Raw genomic sequence first — 21,096 nt, forward strand, 5'->3', positions numbered from 1 at the left:
CGTGAAGATCGTCCACGTCTCTCAACCGGTGACCGCCGGGGTCGCCGTCGTCGTGCTGGAACTGGCCGTCGCGCAACGGGATCGCGGCTGGGAGGTCACCATCGCCTGCCCGCCGGCCGGCTGGCTCGCCCAGCGCGCCCGGGAGCTCGGGATCGACGTGCGCGCCTGGGCTGCCCTTCGCAGCCCTGGTCCGCGCTCGCTCACCGAAGCTTTCCGGCTGCGGCGGCTCCTGCGCGTCCTCGACCCGGATGTCGTGCACCTGCACAGCTCCAAGGCCGGCCTCGCCGGGCGGCTGGCCGTGCGCGGCCGCCGGCCGACCGTCTTCCAGCCGCACCTGTGGTCCTTCGAGACCGCCGGCGGCCCCCTGCGCCGCGCCTGCGCCGCGTGGGAACGCTTCGCCTCGCGGTGGACCGACCTCGTCGTCTGCGTCAGCGACGACGAACTGGCCGCCGGCCGCGCCGCCGGGGTGACCGCCGAGGCCGAAGTCGTCTGCAACGGCGTCGACACCGCCCGCTTCGCCCCGGGCGACCGGGCCGCGGCGCGACGGCGGCTCGGGCTGCCCGAACGGGCGCCGATCGCCGTCTGCCTCGGCCGGCTCGCCGAGCTCAAGGGCCAGGACCAGCTGCTTTCCGCCTGGCCCGCGGTGCTGCGGCGGCTGCCGGACGCCCGGCTCGTCTTGGCCGGCGACGGCCCGATGGGTCCCGTCTGGCGCGACCGGCACCCCGTCGCGGGCCACGACTCGGTGCGCTGGCCGGGCCACACCGACGACCCCGCCACCTGGTACACCGCCGCGGACGTGGTGGTCCTCCCCTCCCGCGCCGAGGGCATGGCCCTGGTACCGCTGGAGGCGATGGCGTGCGCGCGGCCGGTCGTCGCGTTCGACGTCGGCGGGATGCGCCAGAGCGTCGCCGACGCCGGTGCGGTGCTGCCGCCCGGTGACCTCGCCCGCCTCGCCGACGCCGTCGCCGCGCGCCTCGCCGACCCCGGGCTCGCCCGGCGCGAAGGCGAACGCGGCCGCCGCCGCGTGGAACTGTCCTTCGACCGCGGCCGGATGACCGACCAGGTCGCCGCCCTCGTCGACAAACTCACCCCGCCGGAGCGCCGCCCGTGACCCGCATCGCCTTTCTGCTCACCCAGGACCGGGGCGGCCCGGTCGACGTCACCGTGCGGCTGGCCGCGACGCTGGCCGCCGACGGCCTCGACGTCCGGGTCTTCGGCCCGGTGCCCGCGCGGGGAGCGTCCACAATCGATGGTCTGCACGAGGAACTCGTGGTGTCCGAAAAGGAGGACTTCGCGGCGGCGGGCCGCGCCCGGGCGGCGATCCGGGCGTGGCGGCCCGACGTCGTGCACGCCCAGGACCGCCGCGCGGGCCTGGTGACCGCCGGCCTGCGCTTCGCCCGCGGCCGGCGGCCCGCACTGGTCCAGACCTACCACGGCGTGCCCGACGACGTCGCGGAGCCGTGGTTCCGCGGCGACCGCGGGGCGGCCGGGCCGTCGGCGTACACCCGGACCGTGCTGGCGGCGGACGCGGTGGTCGCCCGCGTGCTGGACCGCACGGTCGTGCCCGCTGAGGCGATGGGGACGTTCCTGCGCCGCCGCCTGCGCGTGCCCGCCGGCCGGCTGGTGCACATCGACAACTGCGTCTCCCCCGCCGAGCCGGAGCCACCGCGCGGGCCGGTGCGGCACCTCGTCTTCGCCGGGCTTCTGGTGGAGCGCAAGGGCATTCTCGACCTGCTCGCCGCGCTGGCCCTGCCGGGCGTACTGCCACCGGACGCCCGGCTGACGGTGGTCGGCGACGGCCCGCAGCGCGCCGAGGCGGAACGGGCCGCGCAGCGGCTGGCCGGGCGCGTGACGTTCCTCGGCTTCCGGCCGGACGTCCCCGCGCTCCTCGCCGCGGCGGACGCGCTGGTCCTGCCGTCCACCATGGAGCAGCAGCCGCTGGTGGTGGCCGAGGCGATGGCCGCGGGCAAGCCGGTCCTGGCCACGGCCACCGGCGGCGTCCCGGCCATGCTCGACGTCCCGGGCGCGCCTGCGTTCCTGGCCCCGCCGGGCGACGTCCCGGCCCTCGCCGCCCGGCTACGGGCCCTGTTCGCCGAGCCGGACCCGGGCCGCGTCGGCCGGCTCCTCGCCGAACGCGCCCACGCCCGCTACCGCCCCGAAGCCTGCGCCCGGCGGCACCTGGCCCTCTACGACCGCCTGACCGGAGCGCCCCGCCCAGCCCACCACCCGTGATGCCCCTCCAGTCACGCGTGATGCCCCTCTGATCACGAGAGCTGACCCTCCAGACACACGAGATGACCCCGGCTCACGGGACCGAGGTGATCCGGGCCGGAACTCCGGTGATCGAAGGCGGAACTCGCGTGATTGGGGAGTCATCTCACGTGATTGAAGGGTCATCACGTGTGATTGGGGAGTCGACACGGTGGGTGGGCTCGGTTATCGGGCCCAGAGGGTGCCGACGCGGAACTCGTCCCGGCTGATGCGCCAGGCTCGGGACATGACCTGGGGCGGGTCGACGAGGATCGCCGCGTCCGCGGCCGCCAGGGTGAGCGGGGGCGGGGCCGGCGTGGACGTGGACGTGGGCGAAGCCGAGGTCGAGGTCGAAGGAGAAGGCGTAGACGTAGGCGTAGGAGAAGGCGGGGGCGAAGAGGAGGTGGGGGTCTGGGTGAGGGTGGGGGCGCCGGGGATGATCAGGCCCGGCGGCGGGGTGACCGTCTGGGTCGCCGCCGTCGTGTTCACCGCGATCCAGCCGTGGGTGAACGTCCGCGACCAGACGCCGTTCGACAGGCGGCTCGCCGCGTCCACCGCCTCCCCCAGCCCGCTGTCCTGCAACGCCGACCACTCGGGATTGCGGTAGTCGTCCGTCGTCGCGCGGGTCCAGCACGTGCGGGGACCCGCGAGCAGGGCCGCGCTCGCGTAGCCGGCCCGCTCCTCCCGCTCGTTGTGCGTCCGCGTCACCAGCAGCAGCATCGACTCGCCGAGGGCCGCCTGCGCGCGCAGTTCCTGGAACTCGTTGCCGCGGAAGGTGAGCAGCCCGCCGGTGCCGCCGCCCTCGCGGAACCCGAAGTTCTCCTCCATCGCGCCCCCGAAGCGGGAGTGCGCGGTCCAGCGGCCCGGCATCAGGTGCGTCTCGGAGACGTTGGGCACCAGCACCTTGTTCGCCTTCGTGAGGGCGTCGCCGGCCTTGGACAGGAACGCGTCCAGGCCGTCGCGGAGCTTGCGGTCGGTCTCCGCGACGTTCGCGGTGCCCGCCAGCACCGCGGACGAGTAGTGGCTCAACGAGTTGAAGTCGTTGTCCGCGAGCACGCCGTCCCAGCCTTCACGCTTGACCTCCGCGACGACGGCGTCGGTCCACGCCTGCTGGTAGTCCGGGTTCCACACCGTCATCTGCCAGTGCTTGGGGTAACCCTGCCACTCGATGCGCCTCCCGTTGACGTCCACGGCGAACCAGTCCGGGTGGTGCTCCTGCGCGTCGACGTAGCCGATCCCGCTCGGCAGGTACACCGCGTCCTGGCCGCCGTCGACCGCGCCCGGGTAGTTGCGGGTGCTGGACAGGTCCTTGTACACCAGCACCTGCACCCGCGGGTTGAGCTGGCGCAGGCGGCGCATGGCCGCGCCCTGGTCGGCGTTGAGCACGACGACCTGGTAGCGGTGGGCCGCGGACTCGATCTCCGCCGACGTCGGGGGTTTGCCGATCCCGTACCACCACGCGCACGGGGCGAGGGGCTTCGGCGGCGGCGCCGAAATCTCCTGCGCCGCGCTCGAGGCGCAGCCGGTCAGGCAGCCGGCCAGCAGCACGGCCACGGCCGACCAGCGCGCCACCGGGTGCCGGCGCGTCAGCGTTGCCTGCGGCACAGCAGTTCTCCCACCGTGAGGATGACGATCTTGACGTCCAGCCAGAGCGACCAGTTCGCGATGTAGTAGTTGTCGTAGCGCGCCCGGTCCGCGATCGAGGTGTCTCCGCGCAGCCCGTGCACCTGGGCCAGGCCGGTCAGCCCGGTCGGCACCCGGTGCCGCGCCCAGTACAGGTCGTGGACGGCGGAGAACTCGTGCACGAACACCGGCCGCTCGGGCCGCGGGCCGACCAGGGACATGTCCCCGCGCACGACGTTCCACAGCTGCGGCAGCTCGTCCAAAGAGGACCGGCGCAGGAACCGGCCGACCGGCCCGACCCGGTGGTCGCCGACCACCGACCAGCGCGTCTGCGAATCGTCGACGGCGGCCTGCCGCACGCTGCGCAGCTTGTAGAGCACGAACGTGCCGCCGTCCATCCCGACGCGCACCTGCCGGAAGAAGACCGGGAAGCCGCTTTCCGCCGCCACGGCGAGCGCGCAGACCGCGATGACCGGGGCGAGGGCGACGAGCGCGGCCGCCGCGAGCGCGGTCTCGACCGCGCGCTTGACCCACCAGCTCGGCCGCCGGGTCGGCGCGCCGCCCAGCCACACCAGCGGGTAGCTGCGGAGCCGGTCGACGCCCGGCCCGTCCGGGCAGAGCTCGAACAGGTGCGGCAGCACCAGCGTGACGCACCCGAGGCGGTGGGCGGTGATGGCGGCGTCGACGATCGCGCCGTCGGAGTCGTCGGCCGGGGCGAGGATCACCGTGCCCGCGCGCAGCCGCGCGATGGCCCCGGTGAGGTCGCCGTCGATCCGCTCGACCGGCAGGCCCGCCGGCACCGGGTCCGGGCCGGACGCCGCGACGCCGACCGGGAGCAGCCCGAACTCCGGGTGCTCCAGCATGGTCCGGACCAGCTCGCCGCCGATCCGGCCGGACCCGACCACGACGGCCCGGTCGCAGCGCCGCAGCCGGCGGCGGCCCCACCGGCCGAACGCGAAGACCGCCGGCCGGACCGCCTCGCTGACCACGGCGAAGCACAGCACGACCTCCTGCATCCGCGCGGTGTCGTCGCCGTCCGCCCCGGCCAGCAGGCCGGCGCCGGTGACGAGCGCGAACGCCAGCGCGGTCGCGGTGACCGAGCGCGGGAGGTCCTGCAGCCAGGACAGCCAGAGGCGGCGGCGGTGGACCCGGCCGGCCACGCGGGCGCCGGCGAGGGCCGCGGCGGTCACGACCGCGCACACGGCGCCCGGGCCGGTCCGCAGCACCGCGGTCAGCCACGCCGCGCCGTCGACGGCGGCGAGCAGCACGGCCACGGCGTTGACCCGGGCCAGCAGCGGGCGGGTGCGCACGGTGTCCCGCGGCCGGACGCCCGGCCGGGTGCGCCGCGGCACCGGCACCGCTTCCGAGACGATCGTGTCCCTGAGTTCAGTCACCGGCCTCGACCCCTGCTCGACATGAGAGTTCCATTCTCGCTTTCTTCACGACTCAGCCATTCGAGGCAACACCGGCACTTTCGAGTGAATTTCTGCGGCTATCGCCGGAGATCCACCCGTTCGATAAACGTGAGCCACCCGATCCGGTGATTTTTGGAAACACCCAGTAGTTCCGATCACGCCTATCCTTCCGGGGGACTTCCGTGCCTGCTAAAGAAACCACACAACATAGCCGAATAGATTTCGACGGCCGCACGAAACCCGATCCCGGCCGGGTGAGAAGCACTACCAGACGAGGGGAACCGTGGCGCGCGAAGAGACAATCCTGGCCACACTGTCCGAACCGGACCGCACCGGACCGGATCCCACCGGGGGCCGGACCGGCGGACGGGCGCACGTCGTGCTGCCCGCGTTCAACGAAGAAGCGTCCCTGCCGCCGCTGCTGCGGCGGCTCGCCGAGGTGGCCCGCACCGAGCGGGTCACCGTCTGGGTCGTCGACGACGGTTCGGCCGACGCCACCGTCGCCGTGGCCGAGGCCGGCTACGGCGGGCTCGACGTCCGCGTCGTGCGGCACCTGGTGAACCTGGGGCTCGGCCGCGCCGTGCAGTCCGGGCTCCGGGCGGCGCTGGAAGACGCGAGCCCCGACGACGTCGTCGTGGTGATGGACGCCGACGACACGCACGACCCGGCGCTGATCCGCGCGCTGCAGGCGGAGATCACCGCCGGCGCGGACGTCGCCATCTGCTCGCGGTTCGTCCCGGGCGGCGACGACCGGACCGCGCCGTTCGGGCGGCGGCTGCTGTCCCGTGGCGCGGCCCAGCTGTTCCACCGCGCCCTCGACGTCGACGGCGTCCGCGACTTCACCAGCGGCTACCGCGCCTACCGGGCGTCGCTGCTGGCCCGGGCGTCGGCCCACTGGGGCGAACGGCTCATCGAGGAGCAGGGCTTCGCCTGCATGGTGGAGCTGCTGCTGAAGCTCCGCCACTGCCGCCCGGTGATCACCGAGGTCCCGCTGGCCCTGCGGTACGACCGCAAACAGGGCCCCAGCAAGCTGAAGCTGCGGCGGACACTCGTCCAGTACCTGAAACTGCTCGCCCGCGACCGGCTCAGCCCGGCGCCCTACCGGAAGCTGTGAACTCGGTGACCCATCCCGGCTCCCCGCACGTCGCCGTGATCGGCGGCGGCATCTGCGGCCTCGCCGCCGCCCACCGCCTCGTCCGCCGCGGCACCCGCGTGACCCTGCTGGAGAGCAGCGACCAGCTCGGCGGCCTCGGCACCTTCTTCGCCGACGGCGACCGGTGGGTCGAGCGGTTCTACCACTGCATCATGCCCACCGACGTGAGCCTGCTGGCCCTGCTGGGCGAGCTGGGCCTGCGGGATTCCGTGCAGTGGCGGGACACGACGATGGGCATGGTCGTCGAAGGCCGGCGGCACCCGTTCAACTCCCCGCTCGACCTGCTCCGGTTTTCCGCGCTGCGGCTGCCCGACCGCGTCCGCTTCGGCGTGGTTTCGCTGCTGCTGCGCCGGTTGGGGCAGGGCCGCGACCTCGACACGCTCCGCACCGAGGACTGGCTGCGCGGGCTGTACGGCGACGTCGTCTGGGAGCGCCTCTTCGCGCCGATGTTCGGCTCGAAGTTCGGCCCGTCCTTCGGGGACGTTCCCGCGCTGTACCTGTGGCAGCGGCTGGGCCGCGAGCGCAACGTCGCCACCCGCGGCTACCCGGACGGCGGCTACAAGACGATCATCGACGCGCTCGAGGCGTCGATCTCCGGGGCCGGCGGTGTCGTGCGCACGTCGGCGCCGGTCCGGCGGCTGCACAGCACGGGCGGCCGCGCGGTCCTCACCCTGACCGGCGGCGAGGTGCTGGACGCCGACCACGTCGTCTCGACCGTGCCGCTGCCCCTGCTGCGCCGCATCGCCGACGACGCGCTCGCCGCCCGGCTGCCCACGACCGACCTGCCGTACCAGGGCGTGGTCGCCGGCGTGTTCTTCCTCCGGGAGCCGGTCACCGAGCACTACTGGACGCCGGTGCTGCACTCGGGCACGGAGTTCGACGGGGTGGTCGCGATGTCCGCGCTGGCCGGCCCGTGCGGCGGCCGCCACCTCGTGTACGTCATGCACTACACCGACCGCGACTCCCAGCTGTACCTCGACGACGACACGGCGATCGCCGCCCGCTGGTCGGCCCAGCTGCGGGGGCTGTACCCGGAGCTCGGCCCGGACGGCATCGAACAGGTGCGGGTGTTCAAGGCGCCGTTCGTGGAACCGGTGTACCCGCTCGGTTATCTCGCCGCGCGGCCGCCGGTGACGGTGGAGGGCACGAACCTGTTGCTGGCCACCACCGCCCACGTGTACCCGGACGTGACGAGCTGGAACTCGAGCGTGGCGCTCGCGAACGACGTCACCCGCCGGATCCCGGCCGCGCGGGAGGATCAGCCGGCGGTCGCCGCCCGGTGACCGGCCAGCGAACCCAGCGCCGCCACGATCCGGGCGGAGGCGGTGCCGTCGCCGTACGGTGACGGCAGCTGCCGCAGGCGCTCCCGGTGGCCGGCCACGTCGTCGAGCCACCGGGCCACCTCCGCGCCGATCGCCGGCCCGGGCAGCACCCGCGTCCCGAACGTGCCCGCGATCTCCGGGCGCTCGGTGCTCCGCCGGACCACGACCACCGGTCGCTTGAGGACACTCGCTTCCTCCTGGATGCCACCGGAATCGGAGACGATCACCGCGGCTTCCGCGGCGAGCGCGAGGAAGGCCGGGTACGCCTGGGGTTCCAGCTCGACGAGCCGGTCGAGCAGCGGCCGCAGGCCGGCCTCCTCGACGCGCTTGGCCGTGCGGGGGTGCAGCGGGAACACCACCGGCAGCGGCAGGCGGCCCAGCTCGCGCAGGATCACCGCCAGCCGCCCGGGGTCGTCGACGTTCTCCGGGCGGTGGATGGTGGCCAGCACGAACCGGTCCCGCGCCAGGCCGCGGGCGGCCAGGACGGAACGCCGGTCCTCGGCGGGCGGCAACGCCGTCCGCAGCGCTTCGACGACCGTGTTGCCGGTGACGGTGATCCGGCCCTCGGGCAAGTTTTCCGCCAGCAGGTTCGCGCGGTTCAGCTCGGTCGGCGCGCAGCAGAGGTCGGCGAGGTGGTCGATCAGCACGCGGTTGTGTTCCTCGGGCATCGCCCGGTCGTGGCTGCGCAGCCCGGCTTCCACGTGCACCAGCGGGAGGTCGTGCGCGTTGGCCGCCAGCGCGCCGGCGAGCGCGGACGTCGTGTCGCCCTGCACGACCACGACCCGGCCGGGGCGCTCCGCCAGCACCTCGTCGACCGCGCTCACCGTCCGGCCGAGCTGGCCGCCGCGGCGGCCGGCCCCCACGCCGAGTTCGCAGAACCGGTCCGACGGCGGCAGGTCCGCGCGGATGCGCGCGTAGAGCGACCGGTCGTAGTGCTGTCCGGTGTAGACGACCGCGCAGCCGTCCCCGAGCAGCCGCATCAGCGGGGCGAGCTTGATCAGTTCCGGCCGGGTGCCGCACACCAGCGTGACCCCGCCACCGCCGTCCGGCGGCGATTCCGGGGCTGCAGCGAGGAAATCTGCGGTGGTCGTCGGCATGCGCGGATCCTTCCGGGTGGGGAGTTCGCCCGCACGCTACTCACCGGAACCGCGCAACCGGTGGTGACTCAGTCGATCGAGTGACAATGCGGTGTCGCCGCCGGGAATTGCGCGGGCCCTAGAATGACCCCGTCGGAATACCGGACAGGACGGTCCCCTCTTGCTCAAGAAACTCGTGGTACTGGTGGTCGTCGGGCTTTCGGCCGTCGTTTCCGCCTCCGCTCCGCAAGCCGGCGAGGGCCCGGACTTCCTGCTCCCCGATCTGCGCCAGGCGGTGCCGGGGTGCCCTGGCGGCAGCACCGGATCGTCGGCGGCGTGCACGGCCTGGGACGTCTGCCCGGTGCTCGATCCGGCCACGCCCAACGGCCCCTGCGTCGACGCGTCCGTGGCGAAGGCCGTCCGGCTGCGGTTCACCAGCGCGGAGGAGAACGTCGGCGACGGGCCGCTGCTGCTCTTCGGCCGCCGCGACAGCACGAAGGTGGACAACATGACCGTCCGCCAGGCGCTGCGCAGCAGCACCGACGGTTCGATCCCGGCCGGCTACCCGGCGGCGCAGCGCGCCACCCACGCGTTCACGTACTACGAGCCGGCGCCGGCCCACCAGCACTGGCACCTGATGAATTTCGAGCACTTCACGCTGGTTTCCCCGCAGGGCCTGACCGTCGTGACGGACCGCAAGAACGGGTTCTGCCTCGGCGACCGCTTCCCGGTCGCCGACGCCGGCCGCCTGGCCCACGTGCCGGGCGGAACGGGTCCCGACGCCGACCTCGCCGCGACCCTGCGCGAGAACATGTGCCGCCACCACGACCCCAGCGCCCTCGACGTGCTCGAAGGGATCTCGGTGGGGGCGGGCGACGACTACAAGTACACCGTCGACTTCCAGTGGCTGGACATCACCCGCGTCCCGGCCGGGACGTACGACCTGGTGAACACGGTGAACGCCGACCGGACCCTGCTGGAGACGGACTACCGCAACAACTCCTCGTCCGTCGCGGTGTCCATCGGCTGGCCGCGCGGGATGCCCAAGCCGGGACAGCCGCTCACGGCCGCCCCGGTGGTCCGGTTCCTGCGCAACTGCCCCGGTCAGCCCCGCTGCGCCTGAACCGGCAACCGGCCCACCACGAGACGAACCGTGAAGCCGGTGTCGTCGTGGTGCAGGGTGACCTGGGCGCAGACCTGGTGCGCGATCCACAGCCCGCGGCCGCCGACGCGGCGGTCGGCGGGGAGCAGGCCGGCGAACGGGTCGTCCGGTCCGGCGCCGGTGTCGTGCACGGTGACGACCACGTGCCCGGCGTCGGCCCAGATCCGCATGCGGACCGGTGGGCGGCCGTGGCGCAGTGCGTTGTCGACGATCTCGCTGACCGCCAGCACCAGGTCGTCGAGTTCGCCGTCGGCCAGGGCGGCCGGGGCGACGGCCGTGACGGCCCGGCGTGCGGCCGACGGCCGGGGGTCGGCCAGTTCCGCCAGGGGCGCGGTCAGCTCGATCGGCAACGGCGTCATCGGCCGCTGGACGGCCAGGAACGACAGCGGGTCGACGTACCCCGCGTTGGTGTGGTGGCCGCCGCCGGGGGTGGCGACGAAGGGGTGGGTGCGGGCGACGTCGTCGAGCACGTGCCGCGGTGTCGTGCGCGTGTCGTAGGCGCAGATGCTGCGCAGCGGGAACTGGTCGTAGGCGTGGTTGACCGCCGACTCGTACCGGGCCCACCGGTCCCAGGAGGAGTCGATCGCCGCCTGCGGGATTTCGCCGAAGATGCGGATCCCGGCCGCGCCGCCGGCGACCAGCCCGGCCATCAGCTCGCGGTAGGACCGGATCGCCGCCGCCGGGCGGGCGTACAGGTCGCCGGTGACCAGGAAGTCCACCGGCGCCGACGACGGCAGGGCGTCCCGCACCAGTTCGGCGCGCTCGGGCTCCAGCGACACCAGCGTCGGCTCGCCGGCGGTGAGGCCGCCTTCGAGGAAGGGCACGGCGACGGCGAGCAGCTCGGCGTCGGAGGTGTAGTGGACGGCGGCGTGGTCGTATCCCCGGGCGGCGCTCACGCGGCACGCTCCACGCGGACGCCCGGCAGGCCGAGCAGCTCGACCAGCCGGGCCGGGGTGGTCAGGCGCGTGCGCAGGACGACGGTGGTGGCGTGCCGCTCGGCGTAGTCGGCCAGCTCGAACAGGCTGCGGTGGTCGACGAACCCGAGCCCGGCGGCGTCGATCGCGATCGTGCCCGCCGAAGCCCGCAGGCCGGCGCGTTCCAGGGCCAGCGGCCAGAGCCCGCGGGACTCCAGGTCGAGGTCGCCGTCCAGCGCGGCGGCGCTCCCGTCCCGCCCGTGTCCGTGCAGGTGGAAGGGGGTCGCGCCCTCGCTGGCGCAGGGGTGCATGCAGGCGAGCTGCGCGACGACTTCGCCGCCGAGCTCGCCGACGTCGTAGCCGCACATCGCCGCCATCGGATGGGCGGCCATGTAGTGGTCCACCAGGTGCTCGTAGCGGGCGAAGGCGTCCACCTGGGCCGGCGTGCGCACCAGGGACGTCGCGTCGGCCGCGACCCGCAGCCCGGTGAACCCGGCCGACAGCGCTTCGGAGGTCGCCGCGGCGTACACCGCCACCTGGCCGGCGGGGTCCACGACGGTGCCCGTGGGGTACGCCGCGTCCACCGACGCGACCTGCACCGCGCCGCTGTCGAGGCCCTCCCCGCACCGGCCGTCCTCGCGCAGCTGCCCGGTCAGGGCCGCCTCGTCACCCGGGGCGACGTAGAGGACACGCTCGCCGGCGGCCAGGCCCTCGGCCAGGAACTCCCGCGCCTCGGCCACGAACTCGGCGCGGCGGCGGTAACCCCGGCACACGTGGTCGCGGGCCCGCGGCGAGGGCCCGCGCTCCTGCTCGGTCGGCTTCGACACGGACCGAGCCTACGCCGCCGGACCGCGGCCGCGGTTCCGGCGACCCGGGCCGCCGCCACCACGCCGTCGACCTGCAGCGACACCCGGCGGCCCGAGGGCCGCGGTCACCGGGCCAACGCGAAACTGGCGTGCGGCGGCTGGTTGTACGCCGTGTTCTGCCAGGCGACGGCCTCGCGGTACTGCCGGTCCTGCATCAGCGAGACGTGCGAGATGCTCGTCGCGTCCGTGGTCGAGTAGATCCGCAGCGCCCGGTTGTCCGATGTCGGCCAGATGACCTCCTCGCGCCAGTCGCCGAACAGGTCGGCCTGCAGCGACGGCGTGTTCTTGGTGCCGTTGTTCGCGTGCACGCCGGAGGCGGTCAGCAGCCGGGTGTCGCCGCCGGTGCCGTACTTGTCGATGTGGGTGCCGTCGAGCAGCTCGCGCTGGGCGTCGCCGTCCCAGTAGACGACGAAGTTCGCCGACGACGGCTTGCGCCCGATGTTCTGGCCGCTGGTGTTCAGCAGCCCGGACACCGCGGACGACCACGACTCGGCGCCGGGGCTGCCGGCGTAGATGTCGTCCGAGACCCCGCGTCCGTTGTCGCAGTTGCAGGACGGGTTCTGCCAGATGATCTGACCGGTCTTCGCGTCGGCCATCCAGGCGGCCGGCTTGGACTTGTCCTCGTCCACTTTGAACTCTTCCAGGCCGGCCCGGCCGGGGATCAGGTCACCGACGTGCATCGCGTCGCCGTGGCCGAGCCTGGTGTTCCACAGTGGACTGCCATTGTCGTCGATCGCCATGGCGCCGAAGACGATCTCGTCGCGGCCGTCGCCGTCGGCGTCCGCGATGGCCAGCTGGTGGTCGCCCTGGCCGGTGTACTGCGAGCCGGCCGAGTTCGAGTCGAACTTCCACCGCTCGGTCAGCGCGCCGCCGCGGAAGTCCCAGGCCGCGATCACCGTGCGGGTGTAGTAGCCGCGGCTCATGATCAGGCTCGGGTGGGCGCCGTCCAGGTAGGCCGTCCCGGCCAGGAACCGGTCGACGCGGTTGCCGTAGCTGTCCCCCCACGAGGACACCGTGCCGCGCGGCGGGTCGTAGTTCACCGTGGACATCGCGGCGCCGGTCTGCCCGTTGAACATCGTCAGGAACTCCGGGCCGGACAGGACGTACCCGCTGGAGTTGCGGTAGTCGGCGCTCGCGCTGCCGATCACCTGGCCGGTGCCCGACCGGGTGCCGTCCGCGGTCTTCATCGCGACCTCGGCCTTGCCGTCGCCGTCGTAGTCGAAGACCTGGAACTGCGTGTAGTGCGCACCGGCCCGGATGTTGCGCCCGAGGTCGATCCGCCACAGGCGGGTGCCGTCGAGCCGGTAGGCGTCGACGAAGACGTTGCCGGTGTAGCCGGACTGCGAGTTGTCCTTGGAGTTGGTCGGATCCCACTTCAAGACGATTTCGTACTGGCCGTCGCCGTCCAGGTCACCGGCACTGGCGTCGTTCGCGGTGTAGGTGTAGCTCTCCCCGGACGGGGTGGTGCCGCCGGCGGGTGGCTGGATCGGGATGTCCCGGGTGCTCGCGGCGACGCCACTGTCCAACGTCAGCGATTCCTCGGCGGCGAACGCCGACATCCGTTCGACCCCGCCGGCCACCGCGCGCACGGTGTACCGGGCGCCCGCGGGCGCGCCCGCGTCCAGGAAGTCCGTCGGCCCGCTGACCGGGGTCGCGGTCACGCGGGTGCCGTCGCGGTAGACGTTGAACGCCACCCCGGCCGGGTCGTCGGCGAGCAGCCGCCAGCCGACGGCGTTGCCCTGGGCGGTGTGGACGCTGACCACCCCGCGGTTCAGCCGGTCGATCTGCGGCGCGGCGGCCGCACCGGCGGCCGGGGCCGGGACGAGCCCGGCCGCGACCACACCCGCGGCCGCGACGACGAGCCGCTTGCTCGAGTTGCGCATGGGTTGCTCCGTTCCTGGTTCAGCTCCGACAGGCGACGAGCGGGAGGTTCAGCTCACGGATGCCTTGGACGACGGGGGAGGAAGCGCTTTCTGGGCGGCCGCGGCCACCGCCGGTGCGGGAACCGGGGTGACCGCGGCCGGACCGGCGAGCACGACCGCCCGCTGCCTGGGGGCATGAGGACTCCTTTGTCCCGGGTGATGGTTTCTCAGCCGGCCGAGCAGGTGCTTCCGTTGAGCGTGAACGCCGGCGGCGCGGGGTTGGTGCCGCTGAACGTGCCGTTGAAGCCGATGCCGGTCGAAGCGTTCGGCGCCAGCGTGCCGTTCCAGCTCAGGTTCTTCGCGGTGACGGCGGCGCCGGACTGGGCGAAGGTGGCGCCCCAGCCGGGCAGCGTCACCTGCTGGCCGCCGGCGAAGGTGAACGCCAGTGTCCAGCCGTTGACCGCGCTCGTGCCCGTGTTCGTGATGGTGACGTTGGCGGTGAACCCGTTGCCGCCGCCCCAGTTCGACGCCGAGTAGGCCACCTTGCACGCGCCGCTGCCGCCGCCCGCGCTCGTCGTCGCCGTCGCGACGCCGGAGGCGGCCGAGGTGTTCCCGGCGGCGTCCCTGGCCCGCATCTGGTACCGGTACGTGCTCGAGGCGGCCAGCCCGCTGTCGGTGAACGACGTCGTCGCGGCCGACCCGACCACGGCGAACGTGCCGCCGCTCGCCCCCGGGGCCCGGAGGACGTCGTAGCCGGTGACGCCGACATCGTCGGTCGACGCGGCCCAGCTCAGCGTGACGCCGCCGGACGTCACCCCGGACACGACCGGCGTGCCCGGCACGGACGGCGCCCGGGTGTCGGCCGGACCGCCGCCGTAGACGGTGGCTTCCTTCGACGTCTGCCGGATCCCGTTGGCGCCGTTGAGGAAGCGGTCGCCCCACGGCGTCAGGCTCGCCGGGTCGAAGTTGTTCGTCATGTCGAGGTAGGCAACCTCGCTGCTGTTGCCGCTCCACGACCAGCCGAGGTACCCGAGGCCGCGGGCCTGCGCCTGGGCCATGATCGTGTCCTCGTCCGGGTTGCCGTCGGTGTGCATGCCCCCGAACTCGCCGACGACCAGGGGCAGCCCGGCGGTGCGGAAGGCGTCGAAGTACGCGTTGATTTCGGCCGCGGTGTCGTAGACGCCGTACATGTGGATGGAGAAGACGGTGTTGTGCTGCGGGTCGGCGTTGAACACCGTGGCCGCGTTGTCCCGCATGATGTTCTGCCAGTCCTGGCCCCACATCGGCGCGTCGGCCAGCAGCAGGTGCTGCAGCCCGGCGGCCCGCAGCCGCTTGATCGCGTTGCCGGTCGCGGTCGCCCAGGTCGCGCTCACCTGCTGGTCGTTGCCGAACGGCTCGTTGCCCAGGTTGATCGCGACGTAGTTCTCCTGGCCCTGGAGCGCACTGGCCACGCTGATCCAGTAGCTCGCCGCCTGGTCGAGGGTGGCGGCGCCGCTCTGTTCGCCGTACCCGGTGGTGTCGTGCACCTCCAGGACGCAGATCAGCCGGTTCTGCTTGCACTGCCCGATGACGCCGGTCACCTCGGCGGCCGGCGTCGGCCCCCACCGCTGCCCGCTGCCGAGGACGACCCGGACCGTGTTGGTGCCGAAGGACTTGATGTCGGCGAAGGCGCGGTTCTGGCTCGGGTACCAGACATAAGCGTGGTTCACCCCGCGCATCACGAACGGCGAGCCGTTGGCTTCGAGGATCCGGGTGCCGTCGACGTGCAGGCCGGTCGCGGCCGGCGTGCCCGGGCCCAGCGCCGCCACCAGGGCGGGGTACCAGCGGCTCTCCAGCTTCTGGATGCCGGTGGTGCTGTTGGGGTGCACGCCGTCACCGGTGTCCGCCGCGGTGTCGAACCCGGTCCACTGGTCGACGACGGTGATCGGGGACGCGGCCGTCGAATGCGCCTGCGCCCAGCCGGGGATCGCGTTGTCCAGGTCGACCACGCGCTGGCCGCAGGCCGCGCAGTTGGCCGGGTTCATCGGGATGATCTTGGCGACGATCAGCTTGGTCGCCGGGTTGGCGGCCCGCATCTGGCCGAGCAACGTCGTGAAGGCGTCCAGGATCGTGCTCGCCGGGATGTTGTTCCACACGTCGTTGGTGCCCAGGTGCATCAGGACGATGTCCGGGTGCGTGGCCGACAGCCAGCCGGGCAGCTGGTTGTCGCGGACGATCCCGGTCGCCAGGAACCCGCCGTGGCCCTCGTTGTCGCCGTCGTAGGGGAACCCGCAGCCCTGGGCCGGGAGGGTGCCGACGAAGTCGACGTCGGTGTGGCCGGTGTCCTGCAGGTGCTTCCACAGCAACGCCCGCCAGCAGCCGGGCGAACCGGTGATGGAGTCACCGAGCGCCATGACCCGCGCCGGCGCGGCCGCCCGGGCCGCGGCGGGTCCGGACGGCGCCACGACGGCGCAGGCGGCCAGCAGCAGGCCGGCCACGAGCGCGCGGAAGAATCGCCAGTTCATTACCGACCTCCTGGAGCACACTCGACAGGAAAGTTCCACACTGGGAGCGCTCCCACGGTAACACGCGCGACCCGCCCGGAACACCGGCGGCGAGACAGAAACCGGTCAACCTGCTTAACCGTTAAGCTGCGCGCCCGGCGTTTGAGAAAGCGTTTTCCGCGCGGCGGCGAAAACGTCCTCACCAGACGGACGAGCGCGGCCGGCGGCTGGACTCCCGGACCACCAGCTCCGGCGTGAACACCACCTGCCGGTGCTCGTGCGCGCCCGGGGCCTGCGATTCGGCGATGACCAGCGCCGCGGCCGCCCGGCCGAGCTCGTGGCGGGGCTGGCGGACCGAGGTCAGCGGCACCGCGGCCGCCGCCGCGAAGTCGATGTCGTCGTAGCCGGCGATCGCCAGGTCGTCCGGGACCCGCACGCCCGCCCGGACCGTGGCCTGCAGCAGGCCCAGCGCCAGCAGGTCGTTCGCGCAGAAGACGGCGTCCGGCCGCACCGCCCTGGCCAGCAGCTGCTCGCCGGCCCGCAGGCCGCACGCCACGTTGAGGGCCGGCGCGGGGAGCACCTCGAGCACGTCCGGGGCCCGCCCGGCCAGGCGGACCGCGTCGCGGGCGCCGCGGAGGCGTTCGGCCGACTGGTGGATGCCGGGCGGGCCGGTGACCACCACGATCCGCTCGCAGCCCTCGGCCAGCAGGTGGGTGACCGCGAGCTCGCCGCCGTGGCGGTCGTCCACCGCGACCGAGCAGAGGTCCGCTTCGGCCGTGGGGTGGTCGAGCAGGACCACCGAGATCCCCCGGTCCCGCAGCCACCGCACCGACGCCGGCCCGGACCGCACCGGCGTGATCAGCACGCCGTGCACCCGCTGGGCGGCCAGCAGCTCGACGTGCCCGCGTTCCCTGGCCGCCGACTCACCGCTGTTGCAGAGGATCACCGCGTGCCCGGCCTCGCTCGCCGCTTCTTCGACGCCGCGGGCCACGTCGGTGAAGAACGGGTTGCCGACGTCCAGCACGACCAGGCCGATCGTGCGGGCGGTGCCGGAGCGCAGCTGGCGTGCCGGCTCGTTGCGGACGTACCCCAGCGCGTCGATGGCGGCGAGGACCCGCTCGCGGGTGGCGGCGGCGACCACGCCGGGCCGGTTGAGCACGTTCGACACCGTGCCGACCGACACCCCGGCCCGGAGCGCGACGTCGCGGATGCCGATCGGCGCCTTCACCGGACGACCACCGCGACGGCGGCCAGCACCAGGAGCCCCGGTGCGACGACGGCGAAAGCCGGCGCCTGCCCCACGACGACGGCCACGACGACGATCGCGGTGCCCAGCCCGAGGCTGCCCCGCCAGTCCAGGACCGTCTCCCGCCCGGCCGCCGCCAGCACCCCGGGCCAGCACCGGCCCGGCCGCCAGGCCGCCGCGCCCCGCAGCCCCGCCGCCAGCAGCGCGGCGAGCACCACCCCGAGGACGGCCCCGAAGACCCGGCCGCCGGGCAGCCCGCCCAGCACCGCGACGACGTCGGCCCCGCCGACCAGCGCCAGCCCGGCCGGGGCCAGGACGGCCACCGGGTGGGCGAGGGCCGCGCGGAGCAGCCGGCCGAACCGGCGCACGGACGGTGTCCGGCCGTCCGCGGCCACCTCGGTGAGCAGGACGGAACCGGCCGCCGCCGCGGCCAGCGCCGTCACGACGAACACCGATCCGAGGCAGACCAGCAGGCCCACGAACAGGACCTCGGCCAGCAGGGCGAGCGAGCGGGTCTTCATCCTTTCAGGCCCGACGTCGCCACGCCCTCGACCAGGTAACGCTGGAAGGCGAAGAAGAACAGCCCGATCGGCAGCAGCGCGAGCACCGACATGGCGAACATCGGGCCGAACGCCGACTGGCTCGTCTGGTCGACGAAGATCTGCAACGCCAACGGCAGCGTGAACCGGGCCGGGTCGTTGAGGTAGATCAGCTGCGCGAAGAAGTCGTTCCAGGTCCAGATGAACGTGAAGATGGCGGTGGTGATCAGCGCCGGGCGCAGCAGGGGCGCGATCACGTACCGGAAGGTCCGCACCGGCCCGCAGCCGTCGATCGTCGCGGCCTCGTCCAGTTCCCCGGGCAGGGTGCGGATGAACTGAACCATCAGGAACACGAAGAAGGCGTCGGTGGCCAGGAACTTCGGCAGGACGAGCGGCCAGAACGTGTTGACCAGCCCGAGCTTCTGGAAGATCACGTACTGCGGGATGAGCACGACGTGCTGCGGCAGCATGATGGTCGAGAGGAGGAACCCGAACATCGGCCCCCGGCCGCGGAAGTGCAGCCGGGCGAACGCGTAGGCCGCCGAGGAGCACGACACGACGTTGCCGATCACCGCGCCGACCGAGATGACCAGCGAGTTCGCGAAGTAGTGCCAGACGCTGTACCCGGCCACCCCGCCGAACACCTGCGTGTAGTTGCCGCCGGTGGGGTGGGACGGCAGCAGCGACAGTCCCGACAGCACCTCCTCCGCGGGCTTGAACGACGCCGAGACCAGCCAGCCGACCGGGTACAGCAGCACCACCAGGACCAGCACCATCAGCAGGTGCCACGCCCACGACCGGCGGATCATCGCCCCTCCCCCGCGTAGAACACCCACCGCCGCGAGCCGCGGAACAGCAGTGCGGTGAGCACGCCGACGACCACCAGCAGCACCCAGGCCATCGCCGAGGCGAACCCCATCCGGAAGTCGGTGAAGCCCCGCTGGTAGAGGTAGAGCGTGTAGAGCAGCGTCGCATCGCCCGGCCCGCCGCGGCCACTGCTGACCACGAACGCGCCGGTGAACGACTGGAAGGCGTGGATGGTCTCCAGCACCAGGTTGAACAGCAGCACCGGGGACAGCATCGGCAGCGTCACCGACCGGAAGCGGCGGAGCGCGCCCGCGCCGTCGAGCTCCGCCGCCTCGTACAGCTCCTTCGGGATCTGCTTGAGCCCGGCCAGGAAGATGACCATCGGCGCGCCGAACTGCCACACCGCCAGCGCGATCACGGCCAGCAGCGCGAACTGCGGCCGGTCGACCCAGCCACCCGTGCCGAGGCCGAACGCCGCCAGCACGCGGTCCGCCGTGCCGCCGGTGGCGAACATCGCCCGCCACACCAGGGCGAGGCTCACGCTCGCGCCGAGCAGCGAGGGCGCGTAGAACGCCGAGCGGTACAGCCCGGCGCCGCGGCGGGCGCGGTTCAGCAGCATGGCCACGACCAGCGCCAGCCCGAGCTTGAGCGGCACCGAGAGCCCGACGTACCGCGCGGTGACGCCGGCGGCGTGCCAGAACCGGTCGTCGCGGGTGAACATCGTGACGTAGTTGTCGAGGCCGACCCAGTGCGGCGCGTCGAACAGGTCGTAGTCGGTGAACGACAGGTACAGCGAGGCGAGCATCGGGCCGATCGTCAGCACCAGCACGCCGAGCAGCCACGGCGACAGGAACAGGTAGCCCACGCCCTGCCCGGTCCGGCGACGGCCGGGTGCAGCCTGTTTTCGCGCCACCGGACGGTCCAGCACAGCTTGCGTCATCCGTTCCTCCGTCAGGACCCGAGCGACTGCTGTGCGGTCTGCACCACGCGGACGGCCCCGTCGGCGACGCTCACCCGGCCGAAGATCACGTCGTCGTACCCGCGCTGGAAGTCGCGCTTGACTGCCGCGGACCCGGTGGGCCACAGGCCGGTCGCCGGGCCGATCCGGTCGGCGACCGACTTTTCGTAGTCGCACACCGCCTTCGTGGCGGCCTGGGCGGCGCCGCAGACCTGCTCGCGGATCGCGGTGTTCGGCGGCAGCCCGCGGGCGACGCCCAGCAACTTCCCCGCGCCCGGGTCGTTGACCAGGAAACTCAGCAGTTTGGCCGCCGCCTCCTTGTGCGCCGAGCGCTGCGCGACGGCGAAGGTGACCGGCGGCATCGCGGCCATCCCGGACGTCGGTCCGTCCGTCGGCAGCGGCGCGGCCTTGACCCCGGGGCCGTAGCTGGAGAGGTAGGCGCTGAGGCTGGAGTCGTAGTTGACTTCGGACCCGGCGTGTTTGGTGACCAGGCCGGAGTTCGGCATGGAGCCGTCCATCTTCGTGGTGACCTCGGGCGCTGTGACGGCCTTGGCCGCCCGCAGGTCGCCGGTCAGCGTCCAGAACGCCGTCAGGTCGGCGGCGGTGAACCCGAGCTTGCCGTCGCCGGTGTAGAGCTGCTTGCCGTGCTGGTGGAGCCAGACCTCGAACCAGTCGATCGCCCAGCCGAAGTCGGTCGTGCCGGCCACCCCGGTCGCGGCCACCTTGCGCAGGCCCTCGCCGAACTGCGCCCAGGTCCAGCTCCGGCCGGGCCCGGACGGCGGTTCGACGCCGGCCTTGGCGAACACCGCGGGGTCGTAGGCCAGCATCTGCGTGGTCTGGCCGCCGGGCACGGCGTACTGCCTGCCGTCGATCTTGCCGCCGGCCAGCAGCGCGGGCGCGATCCCGGTGACGTCGACCGTCTTGCCCACGTACGGGCTCAGGTCCTCGAGCACGTGCCGGTGCTGGTACTCGCCGAGCGTCGCGCGGTCCAGCTGGACCAGGTCGGGCGACGCGCCCCCGGCGACCTGGGTGGAGAGCTTCTGGAAGTACGCGTCGTAGGCGGCGTACTCCGTCTGGACCGTGATGCCCGGATTGTCCTTCATGAACAGGTCCACGGCGGCCTTGGTGACCTTGGCGCGGTCTTCGTTGCCCCACCACACGAAGCGGATCGTCGTGCTCCCCGCCGCGTCGCCGCCACCACCGCACCCCGTGACCAGCCCCGCGAGCGTGACCGCCACGACCGCCGCGAGGCCCGCGCGCACCCCGAACCGTCCGTTCATCGGATTTCCCTTCCCGAATTCAGCCTTGAATCGGTTCAAGCACGGTAAGCGCCGCTCACTCGCGGCGTCAACCAGCAAGGATTTCGAAGAAAGCGCTGTCTGGTTCGAATGCGTCGAATGATTCCGCCGGACGCAGCAGC

At 73.1% G+C, this 21,096-nt stretch carries 17 protein-coding genes; 5 read left to right on the forward strand and 12 right to left on the reverse strand.

Annotated features, from left to right (window positions below):
* Position 1: 1 nt before the first annotated feature.
* Together AB0J55_RS26755 and AB0J55_RS26760 are read left to right on the forward strand one after the other, a co-directional pair.
* Positions 2-1,111, forward strand: coding sequence for a glycosyltransferase (locus AB0J55_RS26755; protein WP_364253906.1), 1,110 nt, complete (start codon positions 2-4; stop codon positions 1,109-1,111).
* Positions 1,108-2,232, forward strand: a complete 1,125-nt coding sequence (locus tag AB0J55_RS26760; protein ID WP_364253909.1) for a glycosyltransferase family 4 protein — start codon at positions 1,108-1,110, stop codon at positions 2,230-2,232. Before AB0J55_RS26755 ends, AB0J55_RS26760 begins: the two co-directional genes overlap by 4 nt.
* Positions 2,233-2,436: 204 nt before the next feature.
* Here the strand turns inward: AB0J55_RS26760 and AB0J55_RS26765 are convergent, their stop codons facing one another.
* Together AB0J55_RS26765 and AB0J55_RS26770 are read right to left on the reverse strand one after the other, a co-directional pair.
* A complete protein-coding gene (locus AB0J55_RS26765; protein ID WP_364253912.1) occupies positions 2,437-3,855 on the reverse strand; it encodes a putative glycoside hydrolase family 15 protein in 1,419 nt (472 codons plus the stop codon).
* Positions 3,837-5,267 carry an exopolysaccharide biosynthesis polyprenyl glycosylphosphotransferase gene (locus AB0J55_RS26770; protein WP_364253915.1) on the reverse strand — a complete coding sequence of 477 codons (1,431 nt, stop codon included), beginning with the start codon at positions 5,265-5,267 and terminating at the stop codon, positions 3,837-3,839. The genes AB0J55_RS26765 and AB0J55_RS26770 overlap by 19 nt, the downstream gene beginning before the upstream one ends.
* Before the next feature lie 304 nt (positions 5,268-5,571).
* Between AB0J55_RS26770 and AB0J55_RS26775 the strand changes: the two genes are divergently transcribed.
* Positions 5,572-6,402: a glycosyltransferase gene (locus AB0J55_RS26775; RefSeq protein ID WP_364253917.1), complete on the forward strand. Its 831-nt coding sequence runs from the start codon at positions 5,572-5,574 to the stop codon at positions 6,400-6,402.
* A gap of 5 nt (positions 6,403-6,407) precedes the next feature.
* The gene (locus AB0J55_RS26780; protein ID WP_364253920.1) at positions 6,408-7,724 is read left to right on the forward strand and encodes an NAD(P)/FAD-dependent oxidoreductase; all 1,317 of its coding nucleotides are present in this window, start codon (positions 6,408-6,410) and stop codon (positions 7,722-7,724) included.
* Here the strand turns inward: AB0J55_RS26780 and wecB are convergent.
* Complete coding sequence (wecB, locus tag AB0J55_RS26785; RefSeq protein WP_364253923.1) at positions 7,700-8,860, reverse strand: UDP-N-acetylglucosamine 2-epimerase (non-hydrolyzing); 1,161 nt, start codon at positions 8,858-8,860, stop codon at positions 7,700-7,702. The genes AB0J55_RS26780 and wecB overlap by 25 nt on opposite strands.
* 160 nt (positions 8,861-9,020) lie before the next feature.
* Between wecB and AB0J55_RS26790 the strand changes: the two genes are divergently transcribed.
* Complete coding sequence (locus AB0J55_RS26790; RefSeq protein WP_364253926.1) at positions 9,021-9,962, forward strand: lysyl oxidase family protein; 942 nt, start codon at positions 9,021-9,023, stop codon at positions 9,960-9,962.
* Here AB0J55_RS26790 and AB0J55_RS26795 read toward each other — a convergent pair.
* The 9 genes from AB0J55_RS26795 to AB0J55_RS26835 all read right to left on the reverse strand — a co-directional run bounded on the left by AB0J55_RS26795 (position 9,944) and on the right by AB0J55_RS26835 (position 20,956).
* Positions 9,944-10,897, reverse strand: coding sequence for an anti-sigma factor RsbA family regulatory protein (locus AB0J55_RS26795; protein WP_364253929.1), 954 nt, complete (start codon positions 10,895-10,897; stop codon positions 9,944-9,946). The two genes, AB0J55_RS26790 and AB0J55_RS26795, sit on opposite strands and share 19 nt — an antisense overlap.
* A complete protein-coding gene (locus AB0J55_RS26800) occupies positions 10,894-11,742 on the reverse strand; it encodes an MEDS domain-containing protein (protein WP_364253932.1) in 849 nt (282 codons plus the stop codon). The genes AB0J55_RS26795 and AB0J55_RS26800 overlap by 4 nt, the downstream gene beginning before the upstream one ends.
* 104 nt (positions 11,743-11,846) lie before the next feature.
* Entirely contained in the window at positions 11,847-13,664 is a 1,818-nt protein-coding gene (locus AB0J55_RS26805) for a rhamnogalacturonan lyase (protein ID WP_364253935.1), read from the reverse strand.
* A gap of 206 nt (positions 13,665-13,870) precedes the next feature.
* Positions 13,871-16,147, reverse strand: a complete 2,277-nt coding sequence (locus AB0J55_RS26810; RefSeq protein WP_364253938.1) for a cellulase family glycosylhydrolase — start codon at positions 16,145-16,147, stop codon at positions 13,871-13,873.
* Positions 16,148-16,325: 178 nt separating this feature from the next.
* Positions 16,326-17,354, reverse strand: a complete 1,029-nt coding sequence (locus tag AB0J55_RS26815; RefSeq protein ID WP_364253941.1) for a LacI family DNA-binding transcriptional regulator — start codon at positions 17,352-17,354, stop codon at positions 16,326-16,328.
* Positions 17,351-17,893, reverse strand: coding sequence for a hypothetical protein (locus tag AB0J55_RS26820; protein ID WP_364253944.1), 543 nt, complete (start codon positions 17,891-17,893; stop codon positions 17,351-17,353). The genes AB0J55_RS26815 and AB0J55_RS26820 overlap by 4 nt, the downstream gene beginning before the upstream one ends.
* Positions 17,890-18,720 carry a carbohydrate ABC transporter permease gene (locus AB0J55_RS26825; RefSeq protein WP_364253947.1) on the reverse strand — a complete coding sequence of 277 codons (831 nt, stop codon included), beginning with the start codon at positions 18,718-18,720 and terminating at the stop codon, positions 17,890-17,892. The genes AB0J55_RS26820 and AB0J55_RS26825 overlap by 4 nt, the downstream gene beginning before the upstream one ends.
* Entirely contained in the window at positions 18,717-19,658 is a 942-nt protein-coding gene (locus AB0J55_RS26830; protein WP_364253949.1) for a sugar ABC transporter permease, read from the reverse strand. Before AB0J55_RS26830 ends, AB0J55_RS26825 begins: the two co-directional genes overlap by 4 nt.
* A gap of 11 nt (positions 19,659-19,669) precedes the next feature.
* Positions 19,670-20,956, reverse strand: coding sequence for an extracellular solute-binding protein (locus tag AB0J55_RS26835; RefSeq protein ID WP_364253952.1), 1,287 nt, complete (start codon positions 20,954-20,956; stop codon positions 19,670-19,672).
* Between the last annotated feature and the right edge of the window lie 140 nt (positions 20,957-21,096).

The organism is Amycolatopsis sp. NPDC049688 (genome assembly GCF_040674975.1).
In the GTDB taxonomy this organism is placed as follows: Bacteria; Actinomycetota; Actinomycetes; order Mycobacteriales; family Pseudonocardiaceae; genus Amycolatopsis.